The organism is Streptomyces sp. DSM 106670 (assembly GCF_055792845.1).
In genome coordinates, this window is record NZ_CM147704.1 from 7737520 (window position 1) to 7760633 (window position 23114).

The following is a 23114-nucleotide window of genomic DNA, read 5'->3' on the forward strand; positions in this document are numbered from 1 at the left end:
TAAAGTTCTGGCGTGGGACCCCGGTGCCTTACGCCCCCGCGGGAATAGGTTGAGCGCCATGAGCAATCTCGATCGCCAGGCAACGCCCTCCGTCTGCGGAGGACGCGGCTTCGTCGTCGCCGAGCCCGTCCGTGAGCTTCTCGCCCCCCGCCGTGTCCAGCTCGGCGAGAGCACCGAGGTCCGCCGGCTGCTGCCCAACCTCGGCCGGCGCATGGTCGGCGCCTGGGCCTTCGTCGACCACTACGGCCCCGACGACATCGCCGACGAGCCCGGAATGCAGGTCCCGCCCCACCCCCACATGGGCCTGCAGACCGTCAGCTGGCTGCACGACGGGGAGGTCCTCCACCGGGACAGCCTCGGCAGCCTCCAGACGGTACGCCCCCGCGAGCTGGGCCTGATGACCTCGGGCCGTGCCATCAGCCACTCCGAGGAGAGCCCGAAGGACCACGCCCGGCTGCTGCACGGAGCGCAGCTCTGGGTGGCCCTCCCCGACGCGCACCGCACCGTCGAGCCGCACTTCCAGCACCACACGGACCTGCCCGTCGTCACCGCCCCCGGCCTCGCCGCCACCGTCATCCTGGGCGAACTGGACGGAGCCGCCTCGCCCGGCACCGCGTACACCCCGATCGTCGGCGCCGACGTGACCCTGACCGCCGGCGCCCGGGCCCGCATGCCTCTGGACCCCGACTTCGAGTACGCGGTCCTGTCGATGTCGGGCGAGGCCGAGGTGGACGGCGTCCCCGTGCTGCCCGGCTCGATGCTCTACCTCGGCTGCGGCCGCACCGAACTGCCCCTGCGCGCCGTCTCCGACGCCGGTCTGATGCTCCTGGGCGGCGAGCCGTTCGAGGAGGAGCTCGTGATGTTCTGGAACTTCATCGCCCGATCCGGTGAGGAGATCGCACAGGCGCGAAAAGACTGGGAGGAGGGCTCGCGGTTCGGCGAGGTCAAGGGCTACGACGGCGCCCGCCTCCCCGCCCCGGAGCTGCCCGCTACCCCGCTGAAGCCGCGCGGGCGGGTGCGCTGACCTGGGAAAAGCAGTGGAAGGCGGCGGCCGGGCGACTGGCCGCGTGAGGGCTGGACGAGCTGTCCTGCACCACCGAGCCGGTCATCGCCCAACTCACCACCCGCTGGGGCAGCCGTTACACCCGGAGGGGGAAGACCGTCTGGACCGAACAACCCCTCACTGCCGATCTCGGCCTGCTCGACCTGTTCGCCTTGATGACGACGGCGTCGGGACGCGAATGGCCCAGCCGATTCTGCGCGTGTCGGGCCTGCCGGACGAGGACGCCCGCCAGGTGGCCACGCGCCCGGGCGGGGAGCGGAGCAGAGGCCGATGCCCGGCTGAACCTGGTCGCGATGCGGTTTTGTGCGCACTGGGTGGCCAACACCTCGCCGCCGGCGGCGGCGTCGGCTTGTCAGTGATGGATCGGCGGTCGGCGGCGGATCACCGGGTCGGTGCCGGCGGTCGTGGGCGACGCCGAGGCACTGGGGCTGCTACTTGCCGATCCGCTGGTGGGCGCAGCACCGGCGGGCGTCTCCGTATCGGTTCGAGTAGCGAGGCGAACGGTGTCGCCGCGGCTCAACCGCGTACCGGCAGAGGGAATGGTCGCTATGACGGTGCTGGCGTCGGCGTCACTGGAGCGCGGAGTGAGCGCCATGTTCAGGTTCAGCTCGGCCAGGTCTGCTCTGGCTTGTGCGAGGGTCTTCCCGACCAGGTCTCCGGGGACGGCGACGGTTGGCGCCATGGGCTCCGTCGATGCGCGCGGACTCATCGGGCCGGCGCCGCTGTTGGGACGGGTGGTGCCTTCCGGACCACTGGCGGAAGGCTCTGGTTCAGGCGAAGGGCTTGCGGAGGAGGAAGGCGAGGTCTGCGTGCCGGGACCGACGGTATGCGTTGCGTCCGGAGCCACAGCGATGACGGCAGCGGTGACTGCACCCGCGCCGAAAAGGGCCACGGTCGCACGTGCCATCCGCTGGGGACCGCGGCGCCCCTTGGAGGCCCTGAGCACCGTTGTCGCCCGTTCCTCCGGGAAGGCTGGCGCTTCCAGGGGCGCAGTGTCCTGAGGAGGCGCCAAGCCGGGACCTCGGCGGGTGACCAAAGCCCCCTGCATGGTCGTCGCGTCGGCGAATCGGGCGTCGGGGTTCTTGGCCATGGCGCGGGTGAGGACCGCCTGGATGTGCGGGGGTAGGTGCACCCCGAGGTCACTCGGGGCCGGCGGGTCTGCACACATGTGCTGGTAAGCGATGGCGAACAGGCTGTCCCCGATGAAGGGCTGGCTGCCGGTGAGGAGCTCGTAGAGCATGCACCCGGTCGAGTAGAGATCGGAGCGGGCATCGACAGGTCGTCCTTGGGCCTGCTCGGGGGACATGTACGCGGCGGTGCCGACCGAGCTGCCCGTCCCGGTCACCCCCTTGTCGGGTCCGTCGGAGATATGGGCAATCCCGAAGTCCATGACCTTGACCAGCCCGTCGGTGGTGATCATGACGTTGGCCGGCTTGATGTCCCGGTGGACCAGCCCGGCCGCGTGTGCGCAGGCGAGTGCTTCCAGCGTTCCCGCGACCCAGTCGACCGCTTCCTGCATCGAGGGCGGGGCCGACCTCAGCCGTTCGGCTGCCGTGTGTCCGGAGACGTACTCCATGACCAGGAAGGGACGTGGAGGCACTGTCGGAAGCCGGCCGGCGTCGTAAACGGCCGCGACGCAGGGGTGGTTGAGGGAGGCGGCCGCGCGGACCTCGCGCTGGAAACGGCTCTGGGCGACTTCGTCGAGGGTGAGCCGCGTGTGCAACAGCTTCACGGCGACCGCGCGGCGCAGAACCAGGTCGTCGGCCAACCAGACCTCGCCCATGCCCCCGCGGCCGATCATCCGGCGCAGCGCGTACCGGTCGTCGATCAGGCCGGCCCACGAGTCGTGGAGGGGGTGTTGCATGACAGGTACCTGCGGTCCTTCGGGTTGTCAGGCTGACGGGAGGGGAGCGGTCGGGTTCCCGGCCGAGGGCCCTGCGCGACCAGAGGTCCGCAGGGCGTCCGGCCGTCGGCGGTTCAGTCCGATGCCGGTGGTGTCTTCGGCGCCCGGAGCAGGCATCCGACGGCTGCGGCGAGAACGATGATGCTGACGGCGATGAGTGAGGCTGACAGGCCGTCCATGAAGGCGGACTTGACGTTGTCCGCCAGGGCCGCGCCCTGGGCGCCGAGCTGGTCTGCGACATGCAGACCCGCCGCGGCGGAGTCGCGTGTGGCCTCGGCGGCTTCGGCGGGAAGCCGGTCGAGGGAGTCGGGCAGGTGGGAGCGGTAGTGGCTGCCGTAGATCGAGCCCATGAGAGCGATGCCGACGGCCGAGCCGACCTCGCGTGTGGTGTCGTTCATCGCGGAGGCGACTCCCTGCTGGCCGCGGCCGAGCGAGCCGGTGATGGCGGAGGTGCCCACGGCTCCGGACAGGCCGATACCGAAGCCCGCCAGGATGAGTCCGCCGAGGAACGGCAGGTAGCCGGAGCCGACATCGAGCCGGGAGATGACGAACAGACCGGCGCTCAGCAGGAGCAGGCCCACGGTCATGGTGGCCTTCATGCCGACCCGTCGAACCAGGTGAGGGGTGGCCTGGGAGGTGGGCAGGACGACCACAGCGACGGGGATGAGGGCGGCGGCGGCCTTGAGTGGGCTGTAGCCCAGGATGAGTTGCAGATACTGCAGGCCGACGAAGAAGAACCCGAAGACGGCCATGAACTGCACGAGGACGGTGATGGCGCCGGCCCGGAAGCCGCGGATGCCGAACAGGGCGGGGTCGAGCAGGGGGTGCTCGTGCCGCAGGCCCAGCCAGGCGTACGTGGTGAAGGCCAGCACGGTCACCACGAGGGCGGCGATCACGATGGGCTCCGTCCAGCCCCGTTCGTTTCCTTCGATGATGGCGAAGACGAGGGCGCCGATGCCGACGGCCGTGGAGAGGGCACCCGACACGTCGGGCGGGGAGGGGTGTTCGTCCTTGGTGTCGGGCGCCAGGAGCAGGGCGGTGACGGCTGCCACGAGGGCGGCCGCGGCGCTGGTGATGAAGATCGACCGCCAGGAGAACCACTCCAGGAGGGCACCTGCGGCGAGCATGCCGATGATGGCTCCGGCGGCGGCGAATCCGGACCAGGTGGCCACGCCCTTGGCCCGCTGTTCGGGCGGGAAGGCGGCGGTGATCGTGGACAGGGTGCCTGGCATGATCATCGCGGCTCCCAGGCCCATGACGGCTCGCCAGGCGATGAGCGCGGTGGTGGAGTCGGCGAAGGACGCGGCCAGGGAGGCGACGCCGAAGACGACGGTGCCCGCGATGAGGACGTTGCGGCGTCCGACGCGGTCGCCGATGGCGCCGAGGGGCAGGACGAGAGCGGCCAGGGCGACGGTGTAGCCGTCGGCGATCCAGGTCAGTGCGCTGTTGGTCGCCGACAGGTCGACGGCGAGGTCGGGCAGCGCGAGGTTGAGCGCGGAGACGGAGGCGACCACGAGGATCAGGGACAGGCACATCGCGAAGAGCACGCCGTTGTGGCCGGCCCGGCCGGTCGCGACGGCGGCCTGGCGGTGTTCGGGCTGGTCGGAGGTGCGGTGGGGACTGGTGGACATGAGGAACTCGTCTCAGTCGGTGCCGGGCTGGAGCAGTTTGAAGACCAGGCGGGCGGCGGAGCGCTGCACCGCGTGGCGCAGGCGCACCGGGGCCGACAGGGCCGGGGGCGGTGTCGGGGGAGTGGCGGCCAGGCGGGGGAAGAGCGCCTCGGCGTTGGTGCGGTTGACGGCCTTGAGCGTGGCCGCGTCGACGTTGCCGTCGAGGCCGCCCGCGAAGTACTGCCCGGCAGGAGTGGGGGCGAACGGCCAGTCGCTGCCGAAGAGGACGTGTCCGGGGCGGGCGAAGGCGAGCAGGGTGGGCAGGGCGGCGGGGCTGGAGGACAGGGCGGTGTCGAAGTAGAAGGAGCGGAAGTCGTCCAGTACGTCGAGCGGGCTGCGCGCGGTGTCGTTGGCGATGGTGAGGGCCATGCGGTGTGAGGAGTAGGGGACGAAGCCGCCGGCGTGGCTGAGGATGAAGCGGATGTTCGGGTAGCGGCGCAGGATGCCGTTGCGGACCAGGAGATAGGTGGCGCGGGTGGTGTCCAGGAGGAAGTCGGCGGCGAAGGCGGGAATGCCGTCGACCGGGGGAACGGGCAGCTCGGCCGGGTGTATGAAGACCACCGCGCCGCGGTCGTTGAGTGTTCGCCACAGCGTGTCCTGGCCGTCCGCGCCGAGGTAGGTGCCCCGGCTGTTGGCGAGCAGGGTGACCCCGTCGGCGCGCAGCTCGTCCAGTGCGCGAACGGCCTCGGTGGCCGAGGCGTCGGCGTCGGGCATGGGGAGGGTGGCGAAGAAGCCGAAGCGGCCGGGATGGTCGGAGATCAGGGCCGCGGAGTGGTCGTTGAGGCGTCGGGCCAGGCCGGCGGCATCGGCGGGTGCGGTGAGGAAGCCGGTGCCGGGCGTGGAGACGGAGACGATCGACGTGGCGGTGCCGAGCAGGTCCATCAGCTCCAGGACGGACTCGGGGCTCCAGGCGGGCAGGGCGCGGCCGCCGGCGTCGGTGATGCCGGCCTTGGCGAGCTCGTCGCGGTAGAAGTCGGGCACCACGTGCTGGTGGACGTCGATGCGCTGTGCTGAAGGGGACATGAAGCGGCCTTTCGTGCGATCTGCGCAGCATGACGGGGAATGTTGCTTCTTCCGGTCATCGGCGGTGTGCCACAGACTCGCCCGACGCTCTCGGTATCGGTATCGGTGTCCGGGTGGGCCAAGAAGCCCGGTTCGGCGGTGGTGCGGGGCCGTGGGGCGACCGGAAGGAAGGAGGGGGTGGATCGCGGACGGTAGGGAATCGTCGGTGTGTTCAGCGACGTCCCGGACGGCGCGAGGGGCGGGCTGTCATCAGACGAAGGACGCCGACACGGAGCCAAGGGCTCCGAAACGTGCCTCCGCCGTCTGACCGGCGCGTATGAGGGGTGCCGTGGTCATGGCGCCGGGCAGGATGACGTGCCCGGTGTCCAGTCCTTTGCCGTAGGCGGCGAGAGCGTTGGCCAGCCAGGCGACCGCGGCGGCCGGGTGGCCCAGGACCTCCCTGCCGCGGCCGGTCGCCACAGGGTTTCCGTCGATGAGCAGGTCCACGGTCACCGCCGCGAGGTCGGGTGCGTGCGCCAACGGCGTCCAGGAGCCGCAGACCAGTCCTGCGGAGCCGGCGTTGTCCGCGACGGTGTCGGTCAGGGTGATCCGCCAGTCGCGGATGCGGCTGTCGACGATCTCCAGTGCGGGCGCGACCGCATCGGTTGCGGTCAGCACGTCACCGAGGGTCACACCGGGTCCGCGCAGCGGCCGGGCGAGGCGGAAGCAGATCTCGGGTTCGACGCGTGGGGCGCAGTACCGGGCGGCGCGCACCGTCCCGCCGTCGCGGTGGACCATCTCGTCCAGCAGGTGCCCGAAGTCCGGCTCGTACACGCCGAGGAGTTCCTGTATCGGGGCCGAGGCGAGACCGACCTTGTGGCCGATCACCGTCGATCCGGCGGCCAGGCGGCGGGTGACGTTGACCTGCTGGACGGCGTAGGCGTCGGCGAGATCGAGAGCGGGCCACGTCGTGGAGAGCGGTTCGACCGGTGTCGTGCGGCCTTCGGCCTCGCGCAGCAGCCGGGCGGCCTCCGCGCGTCGCCGCACGGCCGCCGGCCTCATGTCCGGCTCCTCGCCGCCATGCGCATCGCCGCCTCGTAGACCAGCTGGGCGTGCAGTTCGAACATCGCCACGAGGTCGACGTCGTCACCATTGATCTCCCGCTGGACGAAAAGCCCGTCGGCGCCCGCGACGGCATAGGTCGTCAGTGCGTGCACGGACTTTTCGTCGAGGTCCGGGACGAGCGCCCGGGCCATTTCGGCGATCTTCGCGCGCGCGATGTCGCGGACCTGGAGGAACACCGTCCGGCCGCGGGGTTCGGCGGGACGGTGTTCGAGCGCGAGCATCAGGCCGAGGCGGAGGAAGTCGGGGGCGTCGATCAGCGACTTGCCCACGGTCACCGCCATGGCGGTGACCCGTTCCAGCGGGGTCCCCGTCTCTTCGCTCGGAAGCTCCACGGCGGCGAGCCACGTTTCGAAGCTGCGCTCGATGACCGCGGCGATCAAGTCGTCCTTGTCCTTGAAGTGCCAGTAGATCGAGCTGGCGGGCAGCCCGCACTTGGCGCTGACGGCCGCGATCGAGGTGCCTTCGTATCCCCGCTCGCCCGCGATCTCCACGGCGGCGTCGAGGATGCGCTGCCGCGACTCCACTCCGTTCGCGCGCTTCTTGCGGGTCGTCTGCGGCTTCGTCATGGCAGGTGCCCCTCTGGTGTGCGCTTCTCGTCGGCTGCTTGACCCTCTTGGGCGTTGAGCTTACCGTAGCACTCGTTCCAATTGGAATGAACACTACGGCAAGAGTCGTGCGACACGATCGACAGTGAGGTGGCCTGATGAGTGAGCCCAGGGCCGGGACAGAGACCGAGGACAGCGCCTACGACGTGGCGGTGATCGGTTACGGGCCCACGGGCGTGACCGCGGCGAACCTGCTGGGTGCGATGGGGCTGCGCGTCGTCGTTCTGGAACGGGACGCCGAGATCTTCACGCGTGCACGGGCCATCTCCACCGACGAGGAGGTCGTCCGCATCTGGCAGCGGATCGGCCTGGCCGAGCGCCTCAAACAGGACATGCTGACGGAGCGGCCGGTGGACTTCGTCGACGCCGAGGGCCGCACGTTCCTCAGTGCGTCCCCCACCTCGCGCGGCCACGGCCACCCGCCGCAGATGTTCATCTACCAGCCGGCCCTCGAGCGGGTCCTGCGCGACGGTGTCGACCGCTACCCGAACGTGAGGATCCTGTTGCGCCACGAGTGCCTGCGCCTGCGCCAGGACGCCGACGGGGTGGAGCTGACCGTGGTCGGCACGGCCGACGACTCGGTCCACCGGCTGCGTGCCTCCTACGTGATCGCGGCCGACGGCGGCTCCAGCCTCACGCGCGCGCAGCTGAACATCGGGTACGAGGGGCGGACGTACGAGGACCGCTGGATCGTCATCGACACCAAGATGCTCAAGCCCTGGCCCGACCACGACAAGCTGCGCTTCCACTGCGACCCGGCGCGCCCGGCCGTCGACTGCCCGACCCCGCTGGACCACCATCGCTACGAGTTCCCCCTCCTGCCCGGAGACGACGAGAAGCATTTGGTCACCGAGGACGCCGTGTACGGGCTGATATCCCGGTACGGGATCGGCCGCGACAGCATCGAGGTCCTGCGCGCCACCATCTACAGCCACCATGTGCGGTTCGCCGCACGCTTCCGCGCCGGCCGGGTCTTCCTCGCCGGCGACTCCGCGCACGCCATGCCGCCGTGGATCGGCCAGGGCATGGCCGCCGGTGTGCGGGACGTGGCCAACCTCTGCTGGAAGCTGAACTCCGTCCTCCACGGGGAACTGCCCGAAAGCGTCCTCGACAGCTACGAGACCGAACGCAAGCCGCACGTCAGGGAGGTCACCAAGCGGGCGGTGTTCGTCGGTCGCATGATCACCGAACGCCGGCGCCCCGTCACCCGGGTCCGCAACGGCGCCCTGCGCGCCCTGGACCGCATACCGGGCTTCGGCGCCTGGCTGCAGGAATCGAACTGGATCCCCGTGGCCCGCTACGAGGCCGGCCTGCAGGCCGGCCCCCGCACCAAGGCGACCGGACACCAGATCCCGCAGCCCTGGGTGACCGGACCCGACGGCGAACGCGTACGGCTGGACGACGCGCTCGGCGGCCGCTGGCTCCTGCTGCACCACGGGCTGCCCACCGCGCAGCCCGCCTGGGAACGCCTCGGCGTCGAATCGCAGGCCGTTCTGCCGACGGGCTCGCGCCCGACCGAGGGCGCGATCGTCGACAGTGACGGCGTCCTGCTGCCCTGGCTGACCGAGCGCCGTGTCACCACCGTGGCCCTGCGCCCCGACGCCTACGTCTACGCCGCCGCCCCCGCCGGTGCCCCGCTCCCGCCGCCCCCGGCCGGATTCGCCCCCGTGTCACGCCCGGCCACGACCATCGCCCAGTGAGGACCACCATGACCACGCCCATCGAAGTCCCCGCGATGCACGAGCGCCTGCTCGACGTCGGCGGCAAGAAGATCTTCGTCGCCGAGGTGGGGCAGGGAGCGCCCGTCCTGTTGCTGCACGGTGGCGGCCCGGGCGCCTCCGGTGTCTCCAACTACAGCCGCAACATCGCAGAGCTGGCCGAGGAGTTCCGGGTCATCGTGCCTGACCTGCCCGGTTACGGCCGCAGCAGCAAGGGCATCGACCCCACCGACCCCTTCGGCGCCCTGGCCACCGGCATCCGCGGCGTGCTCGACCAACTGGGCCTGGAGAAGGCCCACTTCGTCGGCAACTCCTACGGCGGCGCCTGCGCCCTGCGCCTCGCGCTCGACACTCCCCAGAGGGTCGACCGCATGGTGCTCATGGGCCCCGGCGGCATCGGCACCACCCGCGCTCTGCCCACGCCGGGCCTGAACAGCCTCCTGAACTACTACGCGGGGGACGGGCCCTCGCGGCGGAAGCTGGAGGCATTCATCCGCGACTACCTGGTCTACAACGCCGCCCGGATACCCGACTCGATCATCGACGCGCGCTACCGGGACAGCATCGACCCCGAGGTCGTCGCCGCCCCGCCGCTCAGGCGCCCGAAGTCGCTGCGCACGCTGTGGAAGATGGACTTCACCCGCGACAAGCGCCTGAACCGGCTGGCCGTGCCCACCCTGGTGCTGTGGGGCGCCGCGGACAAGGTCAACCGGCCGTCGGGCGGCCGGATGCTGGCCGAGCGCATGCCCCACTGCGACCTGTACGAGGTCGCCAACACCGGCCACTGGGTGCAGTGGGAGCGCGCCGACCTGTTCAACCGGCTCTGCGCCGACTTCCTGGCGGGCCGCCGATGAACACCACGCCCTCGGTCTTCGGCTCCGTCCACCTCGGCTACGTCGTGGTCGAATCCAACCGCTTCGCCGACTGGCGCCGATTCGGCACCGACGCCATCGGCATGCACCACGACGACGTCTCCCGTGACGTGATGCGCTTCCGCCTCGACGACCACGAGTGCCGCTTCCTGATTCGGCGCGGCCCCGCCGAGGACGTGGTGGCGATCGGCTGGCACATCGACGACCACGCCTCCTTCGAACAGGTCGAGGCCCGCGTCCGGGACCACGGCGTCCCCGTAGTGCGGGGCTCCGACGAGGAGGCTGCCCTGCGCGGTGTGGAACGCCTGCTGCGTTTCCCCGGTCCCAAGGGCCTCGTGCAGGAGATCTACACCACCCCGGTCACCTCGTCCGAGCCGCTGCGGATGCTCGCCTCCGGCTGGGTCACCGGCGACTCGGGCATGGGCCATGTCGCGATCACCTCCGCCAAGCCCACTCTGATGCGCGGCTACTACAGCACGGTCTTCGACGCCCGCCTGACCGACTACATTGACGAGGCGATCAGTGGCGTCAAGCTCAAGATCCGCTTCCTGCGCGTAAACGAACGCCACCACTCCATCGCGATCGCCGCTGTCCGCGGTCTGCCGATCGACCCGATCCGCACCCGGGTCCAGCACCTCAACATCCAGGTCGACAGTCTGGACGACCTGGCCCGGAGCTATGAACGCGTGCGCGAACTCGGCTTCGACATGGCCCTGTCGGTGGGCCAGCACACCAACGACAAGGAACTCTCCTACTACGCCCGCACCCCCTCGGGCTTCGAGTGGGAGGTCGGCTGGAACCCCCTCGTCGTCGACGAGAGCACCTGGGAGCCCTCCACCCACCAGGGCATCAGCATCTGGGGCCACAGGCCCGTCGGCCAGACGATCGTCGACAAGCTCGACCAGTTCCGGCTCGGCGCCCGTTCCCTGGTGCGACCGGAGAGGACCGTCCCCGCCCTCAGCGGCGCCGGCATCCCTGACGACTGACCCGGCATGGTCACCCCGCCGCTCGGCGTGCTTCCCGTCACGGGACACCGGGAACCGTGTGCCGGGCCCCGGTGCGTGACCGTCCACCTCGCGAGAGGACCTCCTTCATGTCCGTCCCGTCCCCTCGGCCCGGCATCGGGCCTCCACCGTACGACCGGCCCCATGAGCCTGCCGCGAGTGCCCCTGGGCGGGTGCCCCGCGCACTTTCCGAAGCGCGTCGGCGGTTCCTGGCAGCCAACGGCGTCGCCCTCCAGGTCTCCGCGGCGCTGTCCGGCACGGCCGGCGAGCTGCTCGCCGGCCGTCCGGCGGGCAGGATGCCTCTGGGGATCGTGTGGGGCGCTCTGCAGATGGCCGTGCTGCTGCTGTCCTCCTGGTGGTACGACCGTACGCTCCGTCACCACGCTGATGGTCTGCTACGCGGTGCTCGGCGGCATGAGGGGGACGAGCCTCGTCCTGGGGGGGGGGGGGGGGGGGGGGGGGCACATGTCCGAGCGTCGGGAGGTCCGGTCGGCCAGATGGGCCGTCGGAGCCGTGGGCGGGCTTGGCATCTTCCTGGCGGCAATGGCCCAGGGACGGGACCTTCAGTCCCTGACCTGTCCGGCACTCGCCCTCGCAGCCTCCACGGTCCTGCCCGCCTGTCTGTACGGGCTGTTCTGGAGCCGGTACAACCGGACCGGGCTGCTGTGGACCGTGTACGGCGGTGTCCTCTGCACCACCGTCCTGTACGTCTGTTCCCTCTCCTTCTCGGGTACGCCCACTTCGCTGCTGCCGGAACACGACTTCCGCCTCATCGGGCTCCAGTCGACCGCAGTGATGGCCATTCCCACGGGTTTCCTGCTCGGGTGGGTGGGCAGCGCCGTCGGACGGCGCGCACGGCCCGCGGAAGGGTCCGGGGCGGACCTCCGATGGCGGGAACGAGTTCTCGTCGGAGCGCGGGAGGAATGACGTGTACCGCCCCCGGCAGTTCGGTGCCGGCTCAGAGCGAAGTACCACCCACCGTTCCGCCGCCCGTGCGCAGCACGCGGGACAGGCCCAGAGCGGCCGTCCTCACGGCGGGCGCCAGTTGGGCGGGGTGGAACCGGCCACGCGGCACGGCGACGGACAGGGCGGCCACCGCCGTCGCCCCGTCGAAGACGGGCGAGGCGATGCAGCTCACGCCCAGGGCGGCCTCCTGCTCCTCGTACGCGAGACCGGAGACCCGGATCTGCTCCACGGCGGTGCGCAGCCGCGCCGGGTCGGTGACCGAGTGCGGGGTGAGGCGGGGCAGGGGCCCTGCCAGCACCTCGTCCGCCAGCTCGGAGCCGGAGAAGGCCAGCAGCGCCTTGCCGACGCCCGTACAGGTCAGAGGAAGCCGCCCCCCGATGCGCGAGGGCAGCGTCAGGGCCTGGTGGCCGTGGATCCGCTCGATGTAGACCACGTCGTGCCCCTCCCGGATGCCGAGGTGCACGGTCTCGCGCGTGGCCTCGAAGAGGTCCTGGAGGAACGGCAGCGCCGCCTCCCGCAGGTCGAGCCGCCGCGGCACCAGCGAGCCCAGCTCGAAGAGTTTGCCGCCGAGCCGGTAGCTCTCGCCGTCGCGTTCGAGCAGACCGAGGCGCACCAGATCGGCGCAGAGGCGGAACGCGGTCGTCTTGGCCAGCCCCGTGCGGGCGGCGATTTCCGTGAGACGGAACGTACCGCCGTCCGGGCGGAAGCAGTCGAGGACGGAAGCCGCCTTATCGAGCATGTTTCCCTGCGCGCTGTTCCGTGTCATGGAACATATTTTGCCGCCGCTCGAACCGTACGCCTATACCTGTCGTGGATCGACGGACGGCCACCGCCGCCTCTCCGACAACCCCGCCGCTCTCCGCCGGAGGTAACCCGCATGTTCGCCCCGCACCGCCGCACCAGCCCCTGCAGGAGGCGACCGTGAGCCCGCACAAGCCCGCCGACGCCGTGACCGGGGCGGCGGCCGTCCTGGAGGAGGCCACCCGCACCGGTGTCCCCTGCGCCCCAGTGCGCTCGCTCCTGCCCGAAGGCGACGTCGAAGCCGCGTACAGCGTGCAGCGCCTGCACGTGGAACGCGGGATCGCCGCCGGGCGGCGGCTGGTGGGCCGCAAGATCGGCTTGACCTCGCCCGCCGTGCAGCGGCAACTCGGCGTGGACCAGCCGGACTTCGGCGCACTGTTCGCCGATATGGCGGTGCCCGAGGGGCGCCCGATCGCCCCTGGCCGGCTCCTCCAGCCGAAGATCGAGGCCGAGGTCGCCCTGGTCCTCGGCACGGACCTGCCGCATCACGCCCCGACCGTCGCCGACCTGCTGCGCGCCACGGCCTTCGCGCTGCCCGCGCTGGAGATCGTCGACAGCCGCATCGCCGACTGGGACATCACCATCGTCGACACCGTCGCCGACAACGCCTCCTGCGGCCTGTACGTCCTGGGCGGCACTCCCGTCCCCCTGGACCGCGTCGACCTGCGGGCCGTGACGATGACCCTCACCAAGAACGGCGAGACGGTCTCCGAGGGCACCGGGGCCGACTGCCTGGGCAGCCCGCTCACCGCCGCCCTCTGGCTCGCCTCCACCCTCGCCGGGCTCGGCGACCCGCTGCGGGCCGGCGACATCGTCCTGACGGGTGCGCTGGGCCCCATGGCCGTCGCCGCCGGGGGCGACGAGTTCACCGCGCACATCGAGGGGCTCGGCACGGTCACGGCCACGTTCGCGTCCGCCGCCACGGAAGGGGTCGCATCATGAGCACGAAGGTCGCCGTCATCGGGTCGGGCAATATCGGTACCGACCTGATGATCAAAATCCTGCGGCTCTCCGACTCCCTGGAGATCGCCGCCATGGTCGGGATCGATCCCGACTCCGACGGCCTGGCCCGCGCCCGCCGCCTGAAGGTCGCCACCACCCACGAGGGCGTCGACGGCCTGGTGAGGCTGGACGAGTTCGCGGACGTCGAGATCGTCTTCGACGCCACTTCGGCCGGCGCCCACCGCCATCACGACGAGGTACTGCGCTCGCTGGGGCGCAGGGTCGTGGACCTGACGCCCGCGGCGCTCGGCCCGTACGTCGTCCCGCCGGTCAACGGTGAGGCCCACCTCGACGCACCGAACGTCAACATGGTCACCTGCGGCGGCCAGGCCACCATCCCGATCGTGGCCGCCGTCGCCGGTGTGACCCCCGTCCACTACGGCGAGATCGTCGCCTCGATCTCCTCCCGCTCGGCCGGCCCCGGCACCCGGGCCAACATCGACGAGTTCACCGAGACGACCTCGTCGGCCATCGAGAAGGTGGGAGGCGCCGCACGGGGCAAGGCGATCATCGTCCTGAACCCGGCCGAACCTCCGCTGATCATGCGCGACACCGTGTACTGCCTGGTCGGCGCGTGCGACGACGCCGAGGTGACCGCCTCGGTGGAGGACATGGTCGCCCGGGTCCAGGCGTACGTGCCCGGATACCGCCTCAAGCAGAAGGTCCAGTTCGAACGCGTCACCGCCGACGACCCGCTGCGCTCACTGCTGCCCGCAGGCAAGCGATCCACCGACGCGGCGAAGGTCTCGGTCTTCCTGGAGGTGGAGGGCGCCGCCCACTACCTGCCCGCCTACGCCGGGAACCTCGACATCATGACCTCGGCCGCCCTGCGCACCGCCGAACGCATGGCCGCCGCGCGGCCCTTCACAGAGGTGGTCTCCCGATGACCGCGGACCAGATCCCCGCTCTGTACGTCCAGGACGTGACCCTGCGGGACGGCATGCACGCCGTACGCCACCGGTACACCGTCGACCAGGCCCGCACCATCGCCGCCGCACTCGACGAGGCCGGGGTGGCCGCCATCGAGGTCGCCCACGGCGACGGCTTGTCCGGCTCCAGCATCACGTACGGCGTCGGCGCGCACACCGACTGGGAGTGGATCGAGGCCGTCTGCGACAGCATCCACCTCGCGGTGCCCACCACGCTGCTCCTGCCCGGCATCGGCACCCTGCACGATCTGCGCCAGGCACACTCCCTCGGCATCCGCTCGGTCCGCGTCGCCACCCACTGCACCGAGGCCGACATCTCCGCCCAGCACATCGCCGCCGCCCGCGACCTGGGCATGGACGTGGCCGGGTTCCTGATGATGTCCCACATGGCCGAACCCGCCGAACTGGCCCGCCAGGCCCAGCTGATGGAGTCCTACGGAGCCGGTTGCGTCTACGTCACCGACTCCGGCGGCCGCCTGACCATGGGCGGCGTCCGTGACCGCGTCCGTGCCTACCGCGAAGTCCTCGACCCGGACACCGAGATCGGCATCCACGCCCACCACAACCTCGGCCTGGGCGTCGCCAACTCCGTCGTCGCCGTCGAGAACGGTGTCACCCGCGTCGACGCCTCCCTCGCCGGCCAGGGCGCCGGAGCCGGCAACTGCCCACTGGAGGCGTTCATCGCGGTCGCCGATCTGATGGGCTGGAAGCACGGCTGCGACCTGTTCCCCCTGATGGACGCCGCCGACGACGTCGTACGCCCTCTCCAGGACCGCGAAGTCCGCGTCGACCGCGAGACCCTCACCCTCGGCTACGCGGGCGTGTACTCCAGCTTCCTGCGCCACGCCGAGGCCGCCGCTCGACGGTACGGCCTCGACACCCGGGCGATCCTCGTCGAGGTCGGCCGGCGCAAGATGGTCGGCGGCCAGGAGGACATGATCACGGACATCGCCCTCGACCTGGCGGCGGCCGGCTCCGTCGGCCGACCGGGAAGAGGTTGAAGCCGAGGCCCCGTGGCCGTTCGGCGAGACGGCGCCTCCGACGCGGGAAGCCGGACGGCCGGACACGGCGGATGAGAGGCGAAGCCCGGTCGGCGTACTCACCGCCGGGGGCCGCATCAGGACCGCCGACGCCGTCCTCGCCCGAACACGCCCGCCACCGCCTCTGACCACGCGACCGCTCAACCGGCCCCCCGCAAAGGAAGAACCATGGAACCGCACCCCGACGACAGCTTCGGCCACCGGCCTGAGCCTGGCGACGGCTTCACGCCCGTCCGCCCGCCGCGCCGGAGCGCACGTCGTAGGACCGTCATCCTCGCCACCTGCCTGTTCGCGGTGGGGGCGACGGCCGTCACCGTCGACCGAGTCGCGGCGAGCCGTGTGGAGAGCCGTACGGCCGAGGCGTTCCAACAGGGGATGGGTACTCCAGCGCGCCCCTCGGTCGAGGTACGCGGCTTCCCCGTCCTGCCGCAGTTGAGCTCCGGCACGCTGCGACACGTGGACATCACCGCCCAGGACATACCCGCTCGCGGAACCGACCGACCGGTGCCGGTGACCAGGCTCACTGTAGGACTGGACGAGTTGCAGACCTCCGGCGACGCCGATCAGTTCCACGCACGGGCCGTGGACGCGACAGCCTTCCTGTCGTACGAGGACGTGTCGGACGCGCTCGGCCTCGCGATCGAAGGAGACGGCGAGACGGGCAGGGTCAGGGCGCGGCTCGTCCTCCCGCTCAGCGGAGAGGTCACCGTGAGCACGGCTGTCGCAGCCGTCTCCGGCAATCGCGTCGCCTTTACCGACTTCAGTGTCACGCAGGGAGAACTCCCGCCCGCGGGGAAGGCTCTCCTGGCGAAGATGCTTGCCGAACCCATCCAGCTGCGCAACGTTCCCGAGGGCCTGCTCCTACGATCTGTGACCGTCGAACCGGGCGGGCTCAACGCGCATTTCACCGGTGACACGGTGACCTTCAGGCCGGCCGCCGCTGTGTGACGCTCCAGGGCGAATCTCCTCCCTGTCATGCCGTCAGGCAAGTCGGCCCTGTCCCAGCGGGGGTGCGCAGGACCAGGAGCCGTAGGACTTGATCGAGATCTGGACGCTGCTGGAGGAGGACCAGGGCGGCTTCGGTGCCCGGCCCGCGCAGCGGCGAGCCGGCCGCAGCCCCGGTCAGGTGGTTCGTCCATCAGGAGTGTGGGGCGAGCGCGGAGTCACCGCGTCCTGTTCCGTGAGGTGGCTGTCCATGGTGGTGTTCAGGTCGGCCATGAACGTTTCGACCTGTTCCAGGAACTGCGGCGGGAAGTGCGACATCGAGGCGTCGAGGCGGTGGGCGAGAGGGCCGAAGAACTCGTCCGCCCTCTCCTGGATGTGCCCGCCGCTGTGCAGCGTGACGATGCGCCGGTCGGAGTGGTCGCGGGCACGGGTGATGTGCCCCGCCGCTTCGAGGCGGTTCAGCAGCGCGGTGGTGGCGCCCGAGGACAGGGAGATCCGCTCGCTCAACCGCGCCGGCGACAGGGGGGTGCCGCGCTCCTCGGCGGCGGCGATCTCCAGGACCGCGGTCGCGTCCGTGGAGTGCAGGCCCAGCCAGGCGGCGAAGCGCCGGCTGAGCTCGGCGTAGTGGCCGCCGTAGATCCTCAGCGACTCCATCAGTCGCTCACGCTGCTCCGCGACACCGTCGCGCACTGCTTCCTCCACGCCTTCGCCCTTCTCTTCTGCCACGTGGTCTGCACGGCCCACGCACCCCGCTTTGACAACCTACCGCCACGACTTTACCTTCATGATGGAATTACTTCACCATGGAGGTATCTGGCGTGCGTGACCCGTCCCTCACCCCTGACAGGACGACCGAGCCCTACCGGTGGCGCTGGCTGATCCTGGCGGTGATGATCGTCGCGGAGATCATGGATCTTCTGGACGCCTCGATCGTCAACGTCGCCGGGCCGGACCTGGAGAAGTCCCTCGGTGCCGGTTCCGTCGGACTGCAATGGGTGATCGGCGGCTACGCCCTCACCCTGGGCGCCGGTCTGGTGCTCGGCGGCCGGCTCGGCGACCGCTACGGCCGGCGCCGGATGTTCCTGATCGGACTCGCGGCGTTCACCGCGGCCTCGCTGCTGTGCGCGGTCGCGCCGAGCATCGAGTCGCTGATCGTCTTCCGTCTGCTGCAGGGCGTCGCCGGAGCGATGCTGCTGCCCCAGGGGCTGGGCCTGCTGCGGGAGAACTTCTCCGGCCCCGAGCTCACCAAGGTCTTCGCGATCTTCGGACCCGTTCTCGGCCTGGGCGGCATCATCGGCCCGGTCCTGGGCGGCTTCCTCATCGAGGGCGACTTCTTCGGCCTGGGCTGGCGGTCGGTGTTTCTGATCAACCTGCCCATCGGCGTCGCGGCACTGATCGTCGCCGCGAAGTTCGTGCCGAAGAAGGCGGGCGACAGGACGGTCCGGGTCGACATGACCGGCGCCGCCCTGGTCGTGGCGTCCTGCGCCCTGCTGGTGCTGCCGCTCAACCAGGGACAGGAGAACGGCTGGCCGCTGTGGACGTGGCTGTCCATGGCCGCCTCCGTGATCGGTTTCGCCCTCTTCGCCCTCCAGCAGCGCCGTACGGCCGCCGCGGGCCGCGAGCCGCTGGTCACCCCGGGCCTGCTGCGCAAGCCCGCCTTCACCGTTGGCCTCGGCGGCATCGCCCTGTTCTTCGGCGGGCTCATCGGCACCCAGCTCGTACTGACCCTGTTCCTCCAGATCGGCCACCACTTCACCGCCGGTGACGCGGGCCTCGGCAACCTGCCGCTCGCGGTGGGAACCGCGATCGGCGGCGCCATCAGCGGCGCGTTCCTCGCCGACAGGATCGGTCGCAAGGTGCTGCAGATCGGACCGCTGGTCCAGCTGGCCGGCGCGGCCGTGCTGTGGTTCGAGCTCGACGGCCTCGACCCCGCCTCGTTCTCGATCCGGGACATCGCTCCCGGCGTGGCGGTGGCGGGCATCGGCGCAGGCATGGTGATCGCCGCCCTGTTCAGCTTCATCCTGGCCGCGGTCGACGACGACGAGATCGGATCCGCCTCCGGTGTCCTGTCGGCGGTCCAGGCGATCGGCGGCTCCATCGGCGTCGCGATCTTCGGCTCGGTGTTCTTCGCCCAGGCCAGGACCAGTGACTTCACCGGCGGCTTCCACCGCGCCCTGATCGTCCAGGCATGCCTGCTGGTGGTCTTCTTCGCGATCACCTTCCTGCTGCCCAAGAAGGGCCGCCCCGAGGAAGAGCAGCACGGCGTCATCCCCGAGACGGCCGCCGACGACTCCGGTACCAAGCAGCACCTCACCATCTGAGCCCCGGCCGGCCCGAACGGACCGCACCGGGGCGCCGTCCGAGGTGGGAGAAGACGAGGATGACGGAAGGGAGCGTCATGACACACCGGAACGTGCTGATCGCGGGAGCCGGCATCGCCGGTCCGGCCCTGGCTCACTGGCTCGACCGGCACGGAATGCGGGCCACCCTTGTCGAGCGGGCTTCCGCCCTGCGGGAGGGCGGACAAGCCGTGGACCTGCGCGGTGCCGGGCGGGACGTCGCCCGCGAGATGGGCCTGCCGTTCGGCGTGCCCCGCATCGCCTCACCCCGTACCCGGGCCGGCCATGGCGGCCCGGCACCGCCCCCGCCGATCGACCCGGACCTGCCCGGCGCGGACATCCGCATCGGCTACGCCCGCTGTTCGACCCTCGGCAAGGAACTCGACTCCCAGCTCGACGCGTTCGCTGGACATGGCATCCCCCGCGACAAGATCTTCAGCGAGAAGGTCAGCACCCGCGTCCGGGTCCGGCCCCGGTTCGAGCGGCGCCGCGCGGGCGCCGAGTCCGTCGAGCAGATCCAGCCCAACCTGTTCAGCCCCGCCGGTAAGCGCAGGGGCTACGACCCCTCGGTGGCCGGCGTCTACCGAGCGCTGACCGAGCACGCCGAACGCGAGGCGCCCTCAAGGCCCGGGGACGGGTGCGCTGACCGCCTCTTCGGTGACCGCCGCGAGGAGGGTGCGCAACGGCGCTGCCTCCGCGGATGCGGTGGACTCGAAGAGCTCCAACGCCTCCTGCCAGCAAACGCGCGCGCGGTGGGGTTGACCCATCGCGCGCACAGCCTTGCCCAGCACGACGAGGACGTTGGCGCGCCGCCATGCGCCGCCGATTCCACGGAGGGCGGCCATGGCCTGTTCGGCGTGGGCAGCGGCCGAGGAGGGCCGGTCCATGAGTTCGGCCTCGGCGAGGCGGAAGTATGTGAGCCCCACCCACAGGTCCTGCTGACTGTCGCGGAAGATCCGCAGCGCATGCTCCAACTGCTCGACGGCTTCCGCCGGCCTGCCTGCCCGGGTGAGGGCCATGCCGAGCGCGTATCGGCCGTTGGCCCACCGCAGGGACGCGCCCAGCGTGTCGTACAGGTCGATGCCCCGCTGGGCGAGCTCGACCGCACTGGCCGGCCGGTCCATCGCGACATGGACCCGCGAGAGGTCGCACAGAGCGCCCGCCTCGCCGAGCGTGTTGCCGTCGGCGCGGAACTTCTCGATCGCCTCCAGCAGATGGCGCTCGCCGTCCTGGAGGCGGCCCTGGTGCAACGCGATGATCCCGAGGTCGTTCGACGCACGGCAGCCGACCAGCACGTCGCCCGACTCGCGGGCGAGGTCCATTGCCCGGCGCGCCTCGCCGTCCGCCTCGGCGAACCGTCCGGCGATCAGAAGGACGTCGGTGAGAGCCGCACGGGCACGGCCCTCGGCGCCCGGGTCGCCGGAGCTGTGCGCGGCGTCGCGCAGGGCGACGGCGGCGGACTCGTACTGGCCGGAGTGGGCGCCGGACTCGCCGAGATTCCTGGCCGCCCACACCAGGTCCACGGCCCGCGGCAGGGCCCCGGGTCGTTCGGTGGCCTGCCGGGCGCAGGCCAGGAGAGGGCCCGCCTCGCGATGGAGCCAGTCCAGGGCGGCACGCGGCTCGGCGAAATCCAGGCCGGGGTGGCTGGTTGCGGAGAGATGGGCCGGGAAGCGGTCGCCGGGACGTTCCAGGGCGTACGCGCGTGAGGCCGTGGCGAGATAGAAGTCGAGGAGGCGGTCGAGAGCCGCTTCGACTTCGCCGAGGGGCAGTTCGCCGTGTTCGGCCCGATCACGTGCGTACAGCCGGACGAGACGGTGGAAGCGGTAGCGGCCGGGCATGGCCGATTCGAGGAGAGAGCTGTCCACCAGCGACTCGAGGACATCCTCGGTGCGGGACTCGGTGAGAGCGAGCGCCGCTGCTGCGGCCGGGAGCGAGATGTCGGGACCACCGGCCAGGCCGAGGAGCTGGAACGCGCGCTGCTGGGCGGGTTCCAGCTGGCCGTAACCGAGTTCGAAGGTGGCGGTGACGGCGAGGTCGCCCACCTGGAGCTCGTCGAGTCGGCGGCGTTCGTCGGCGAACTTCGCGGCGAGGACGGAGACGGTCCAGGTGCGGCGGGCGGCCAGCCGGGACGCGGCGATCCGGATGGCGAGGGGCAGATAGCCGCAGGCGGCGACGACATCGTGCGCGGCCTGCAGTTCGGGCCTCACGCGGTCTTCCCCCACGATGCGGGTGAAGAGCTGAACGCCCTCCTCGGGGCTCATCACATCGAGGTCCACGAGGTGAGCCCCTTCGAGAGCCGTCATCCTGACCCGGCTGGTGACCAGGGCGGCGCAGCCCGCCGCACCCGGCAGCAGCGGCCGTACCTGCGCCGCGTCGCGGGCGTTGTCGAGGAGAACCAGCACGCGCCTGCCGTCGAGGAGCGAACGGTACAGCGCGGACCGCGCGGGCAGACTGTCGGGAATGTCCGAGGAGCGCATCCCCAGGCCGTGGAGGAAGTCCCCGAGGACGGCTCGCGGCTCGGCGGGTGCCGTTCCCGAACCGCTCAGGTCGGCGTAGAGCTGCCCGTCGGGGAAGTACGGGCGCGCGCTGTGCGCGACATGCACGGCCAGGGTCGTCTTGCCGACGCCGCCGGGCCCGGCGAGCGCGGAAAAGGCCATGACCTTGCTCTCGGCGCCCGGGGACAGCGTCGCGGCGAGGTCGCTGACGAATGCAGTTCGGCCTGTGAAATCCGCGATGGTGGCGGGCAGTTGAGCGGGCCGCACGGAGGCGGCGGTGACCGGCGGAGCTGGTTCGCCGGAAGGCACGAGACCGCCGTCGGCGTGCAGGATGCGCTGCTGGAGCCTGGCCAACTCGGGGCGGGGCTCTACGCCCAGCTCCTCGGCGAGCAGCCTGCGCGTGTCGGCGTAGACGGCGAGCGCCTCGGCCTGTCTGCCACTCCGGTAGAGGGCCAGCATCAAGAGCTCCCGCAGCCGTTCCCGCAGCGGGTGCGCGGCCACGAGGGAGGTCAACTCGGATACGGCCTCGGCATGGTGACCGACCTCCAGATCCAGGTCGAGGCGGCTCTCCAGCAACTGGAGTCGCCATTCGGAGAGCCTGGTCCGCTGGTTCTCGGCGAAGGGGCCGGGCACTCCGGCCAGGGGTTCGCCGTCCCACAGACCCAGCGCGCGGTTCAACAACTCCCGTGCGAGGGTGCGTTCTCCGGACGCGCGAGCCCGATCGGCGTGGTCGGCGCAATCGCGGGCCAGGTCGAGATCCAGCGCACCGGGGGACAGCCGTAGTGCGTAACCGCCGGACTCGGACACGAGGTGCTCACTCGAGAGCACCTTGCGCAGCCTGGAGGCGTACGTGCGGGTGACGGCCAAGGCCTGTGGCGGAGGCTCGTCGCCCCACATCGCGTCGATCAGTTCCCCGGCGGTCGCGGTGCGGCCGTCGCGCAGGAGGAGCGCCGAGAGCAGGGCGCGCTGCTGCGGACTGCCGGTGGGGACCGCCTCGGACCCACGCCAGGCGCGCACCGGGCCGAGCACCGAGAACCTCAGGTCCGGCGCCTCCGCTGCCATCACCTCGCCCAGCACCACCATTTCTCCGACCGTGTCCCGCATCCGTATGCAGGACGTACATCGTTCGTATATCTCCGAGGCCCACCATGGTGAATCTGACGTCCGCCACCAGACTGCCCAGTCCGGAGGACCAGCGTCGCGAGGGTACCCCGGGATGGCCTCCCGGGGTCCTTGGCGTGCTCAATTCCCCCAAGTCTATTGCGCAGATGCGACTTTGGGCTACCTTCATAGCGTCGTCACGCCGTTGAAGAGCGCCGAGGTCCCTCTAGCCAAGGGCCTGTTGACGTGTCCTTCCCGCAGCGTGCCGATCTCATCACGGACTGGGCAATCGGACGTTAGGAGAGTGCGCTGTCATGCACTTCACGGGTTCATCGACAGGATTACTGGCCGGCGTGGTCATCTCGCTGGCCTACTTCGCCCTCGTGGGCCATTTGGTGAAGGCGCTGCGGACCACGCACCGGCTTCCCACGGTCATCGCCGCCGTAGCGGGACTCATCGGCGCGCTTCCCGCGATCCTCTACGCGCTGTACGGCGCGCTGGACGTGGTCGCCTGACCGGATCGACACCCCGCTG

Annotated in this window: 19 protein-coding genes; 11 read left to right on the top strand and 8 right to left on the bottom strand. The window is 70.9% G+C overall.

Features of this window, described 5'->3' with window-relative positions; translation table 11 throughout:
- Positions 1-58 precede the first annotated feature (58 nt).
- Entirely contained in the window at positions 59-1024 is a 966-nt protein-coding gene (locus tag ACSMXR_RS34220; protein ID WP_473170687.1) for a pirin family protein, read from the top strand.
- Between the two features lie 391 nt (positions 1025-1415).
- Here ACSMXR_RS34220 and ACSMXR_RS34225 read toward each other — a convergent pair whose 3' ends face one another.
- The 5 genes from ACSMXR_RS34225 to ACSMXR_RS34245 form a co-directional block, all read right to left on the bottom strand.
- Positions 1416-2927 (bottom strand): protein kinase domain-containing protein, encoded by a 1512-nt coding sequence (locus ACSMXR_RS34225; RefSeq protein ID WP_473170688.1) that lies wholly within the window; start codon positions 2925-2927, stop codon positions 1416-1418.
- A gap of 113 nt (positions 2928-3040) precedes the next feature.
- Positions 3041-4597, bottom strand: a complete 1557-nt coding sequence (locus tag ACSMXR_RS34230) for an MFS transporter (protein WP_381850861.1) — start codon at positions 4595-4597, stop codon at positions 3041-3043.
- Positions 4598-4609: 12 nt separating this feature from the next.
- Complete coding sequence (locus ACSMXR_RS34235; RefSeq protein ID WP_473170689.1) at positions 4610-5659, bottom strand: amidohydrolase family protein; 1050 nt, start codon at positions 5657-5659, stop codon at positions 4610-4612.
- 249 nt (positions 5660-5908) lie between these two features.
- Positions 5909-6700: a 2-keto-4-pentenoate hydratase gene (locus ACSMXR_RS34240; RefSeq protein WP_473170690.1), complete on the bottom strand. Its 792-nt coding sequence runs from the start codon at positions 6698-6700 to the stop codon at positions 5909-5911.
- Entirely contained in the window at positions 6697-7329 is a 633-nt protein-coding gene (locus ACSMXR_RS34245; protein ID WP_137228000.1) for a TetR/AcrR family transcriptional regulator, read from the bottom strand. Before ACSMXR_RS34245 ends, ACSMXR_RS34240 begins: the two co-directional genes overlap by 4 nt.
- A 137-nt stretch (positions 7330-7466) precedes the next feature.
- Here ACSMXR_RS34245 and ACSMXR_RS34250 point away from each other — a divergent pair, with 137 nt between their 5' ends.
- From ACSMXR_RS34250 to ACSMXR_RS34265, 4 genes are all read left to right on the top strand, one after another.
- The gene (locus ACSMXR_RS34250; RefSeq protein WP_473170691.1) at positions 7467-9068 is read left to right on the top strand and encodes a bifunctional 3-(3-hydroxy-phenyl)propionate/3-hydroxycinnamic acid hydroxylase; all 1602 of its coding nucleotides are present in this window, start codon (positions 7467-7469) and stop codon (positions 9066-9068) included.
- Positions 9069-9076: 8 nt separating this feature from the next.
- Entirely contained in the window at positions 9077-9940 is an 864-nt protein-coding gene (locus ACSMXR_RS34255; RefSeq protein WP_473170692.1) for an alpha/beta fold hydrolase, read from the top strand.
- Positions 9937-10944 carry a VOC family protein gene (locus ACSMXR_RS34260; RefSeq protein ID WP_473170693.1) on the top strand — a complete coding sequence of 336 codons (1008 nt, stop codon included), beginning with the start codon at positions 9937-9939 and terminating at the stop codon, positions 10942-10944. Before ACSMXR_RS34255 ends, ACSMXR_RS34260 begins: the two co-directional genes overlap by 4 nt.
- A 483-nt stretch (positions 10945-11427) precedes the next feature.
- Positions 11428-11889: a sodium:solute symporter family transporter gene (locus tag ACSMXR_RS34265; protein WP_473170694.1), complete on the top strand. Its 462-nt coding sequence runs from the start codon at positions 11428-11430 to the stop codon at positions 11887-11889.
- Positions 11890-11920: 31 nt separating this feature from the next.
- Here ACSMXR_RS34265 and ACSMXR_RS34270 read toward each other — a convergent pair whose 3' ends face one another.
- The gene (locus tag ACSMXR_RS34270) at positions 11921-12667 is read right to left on the bottom strand and encodes an IclR family transcriptional regulator (RefSeq protein ID WP_473172480.1); all 747 of its coding nucleotides are present in this window, start codon (positions 12665-12667) and stop codon (positions 11921-11923) included.
- A 182-nt stretch (positions 12668-12849) separates the two neighbouring features.
- Between ACSMXR_RS34270 and mhpD the strand changes: the two genes are divergently transcribed.
- From mhpD to ACSMXR_RS34290, 4 genes are all read left to right on the top strand, one after another.
- The gene (gene mhpD, locus ACSMXR_RS34275; RefSeq protein WP_473170695.1) at positions 12850-13671 is read left to right on the top strand and encodes a 2-keto-4-pentenoate hydratase; all 822 of its coding nucleotides are present in this window, start codon (positions 12850-12852) and stop codon (positions 13669-13671) included.
- On the top strand, positions 13668-14618 hold the full coding sequence (locus tag ACSMXR_RS34280; RefSeq protein ID WP_473170696.1) for an acetaldehyde dehydrogenase (acetylating): 951 nt from the start codon (positions 13668-13670) through the stop codon (positions 14616-14618). The genes mhpD and ACSMXR_RS34280 overlap by 4 nt, the downstream gene beginning before the upstream one ends.
- Positions 14615-15661 (top strand): 4-hydroxy-2-oxovalerate aldolase, encoded by a 1047-nt coding sequence (gene dmpG / locus ACSMXR_RS34285; protein ID WP_473170697.1) that lies wholly within the window; start codon positions 14615-14617, stop codon positions 15659-15661. Before ACSMXR_RS34280 ends, dmpG begins: the two co-directional genes overlap by 4 nt.
- Before the next feature lie 207 nt (positions 15662-15868).
- Positions 15869-16648, top strand: coding sequence for an LmeA family phospholipid-binding protein (locus tag ACSMXR_RS34290; protein ID WP_473170698.1), 780 nt, complete (start codon positions 15869-15871; stop codon positions 16646-16648).
- A gap of 174 nt (positions 16649-16822) precedes the next feature.
- On the opposite strand, the gene ACSMXR_RS34295 is transcribed toward ACSMXR_RS34290, so the two are convergent.
- The gene (locus ACSMXR_RS34295) at positions 16823-17299 is read right to left on the bottom strand and encodes a MarR family winged helix-turn-helix transcriptional regulator (protein ID WP_170994399.1); all 477 of its coding nucleotides are present in this window, start codon (positions 17297-17299) and stop codon (positions 16823-16825) included.
- 164 nt (positions 17300-17463) lie between these two features.
- Between ACSMXR_RS34295 and ACSMXR_RS34300 the strand changes: the two genes are divergently transcribed.
- Positions 17464-18966, top strand: a complete 1503-nt coding sequence (locus ACSMXR_RS34300; RefSeq protein ID WP_473170699.1) for an MFS transporter — start codon at positions 17464-17466, stop codon at positions 18964-18966.
- Positions 18967-19604: 638 nt separating this feature from the next.
- On the opposite strand, the gene afsR is transcribed toward ACSMXR_RS34300, so the two are convergent.
- Entirely contained in the window at positions 19605-22562 is a 2958-nt protein-coding gene (afsR, locus tag ACSMXR_RS34305) for an SARP-family global regulator AfsR (protein WP_473170700.1), read from the bottom strand.
- Between the two features lie 371 nt (positions 22563-22933).
- Between afsR and ACSMXR_RS34310 the strand changes: the two genes are divergently transcribed.
- Positions 22934-23095: a hypothetical protein gene (locus ACSMXR_RS34310; protein ID WP_240805757.1), complete on the top strand. Its 162-nt coding sequence runs from the start codon at positions 22934-22936 to the stop codon at positions 23093-23095.
- Positions 23096-23114: the final 19 nt, after the last annotated feature.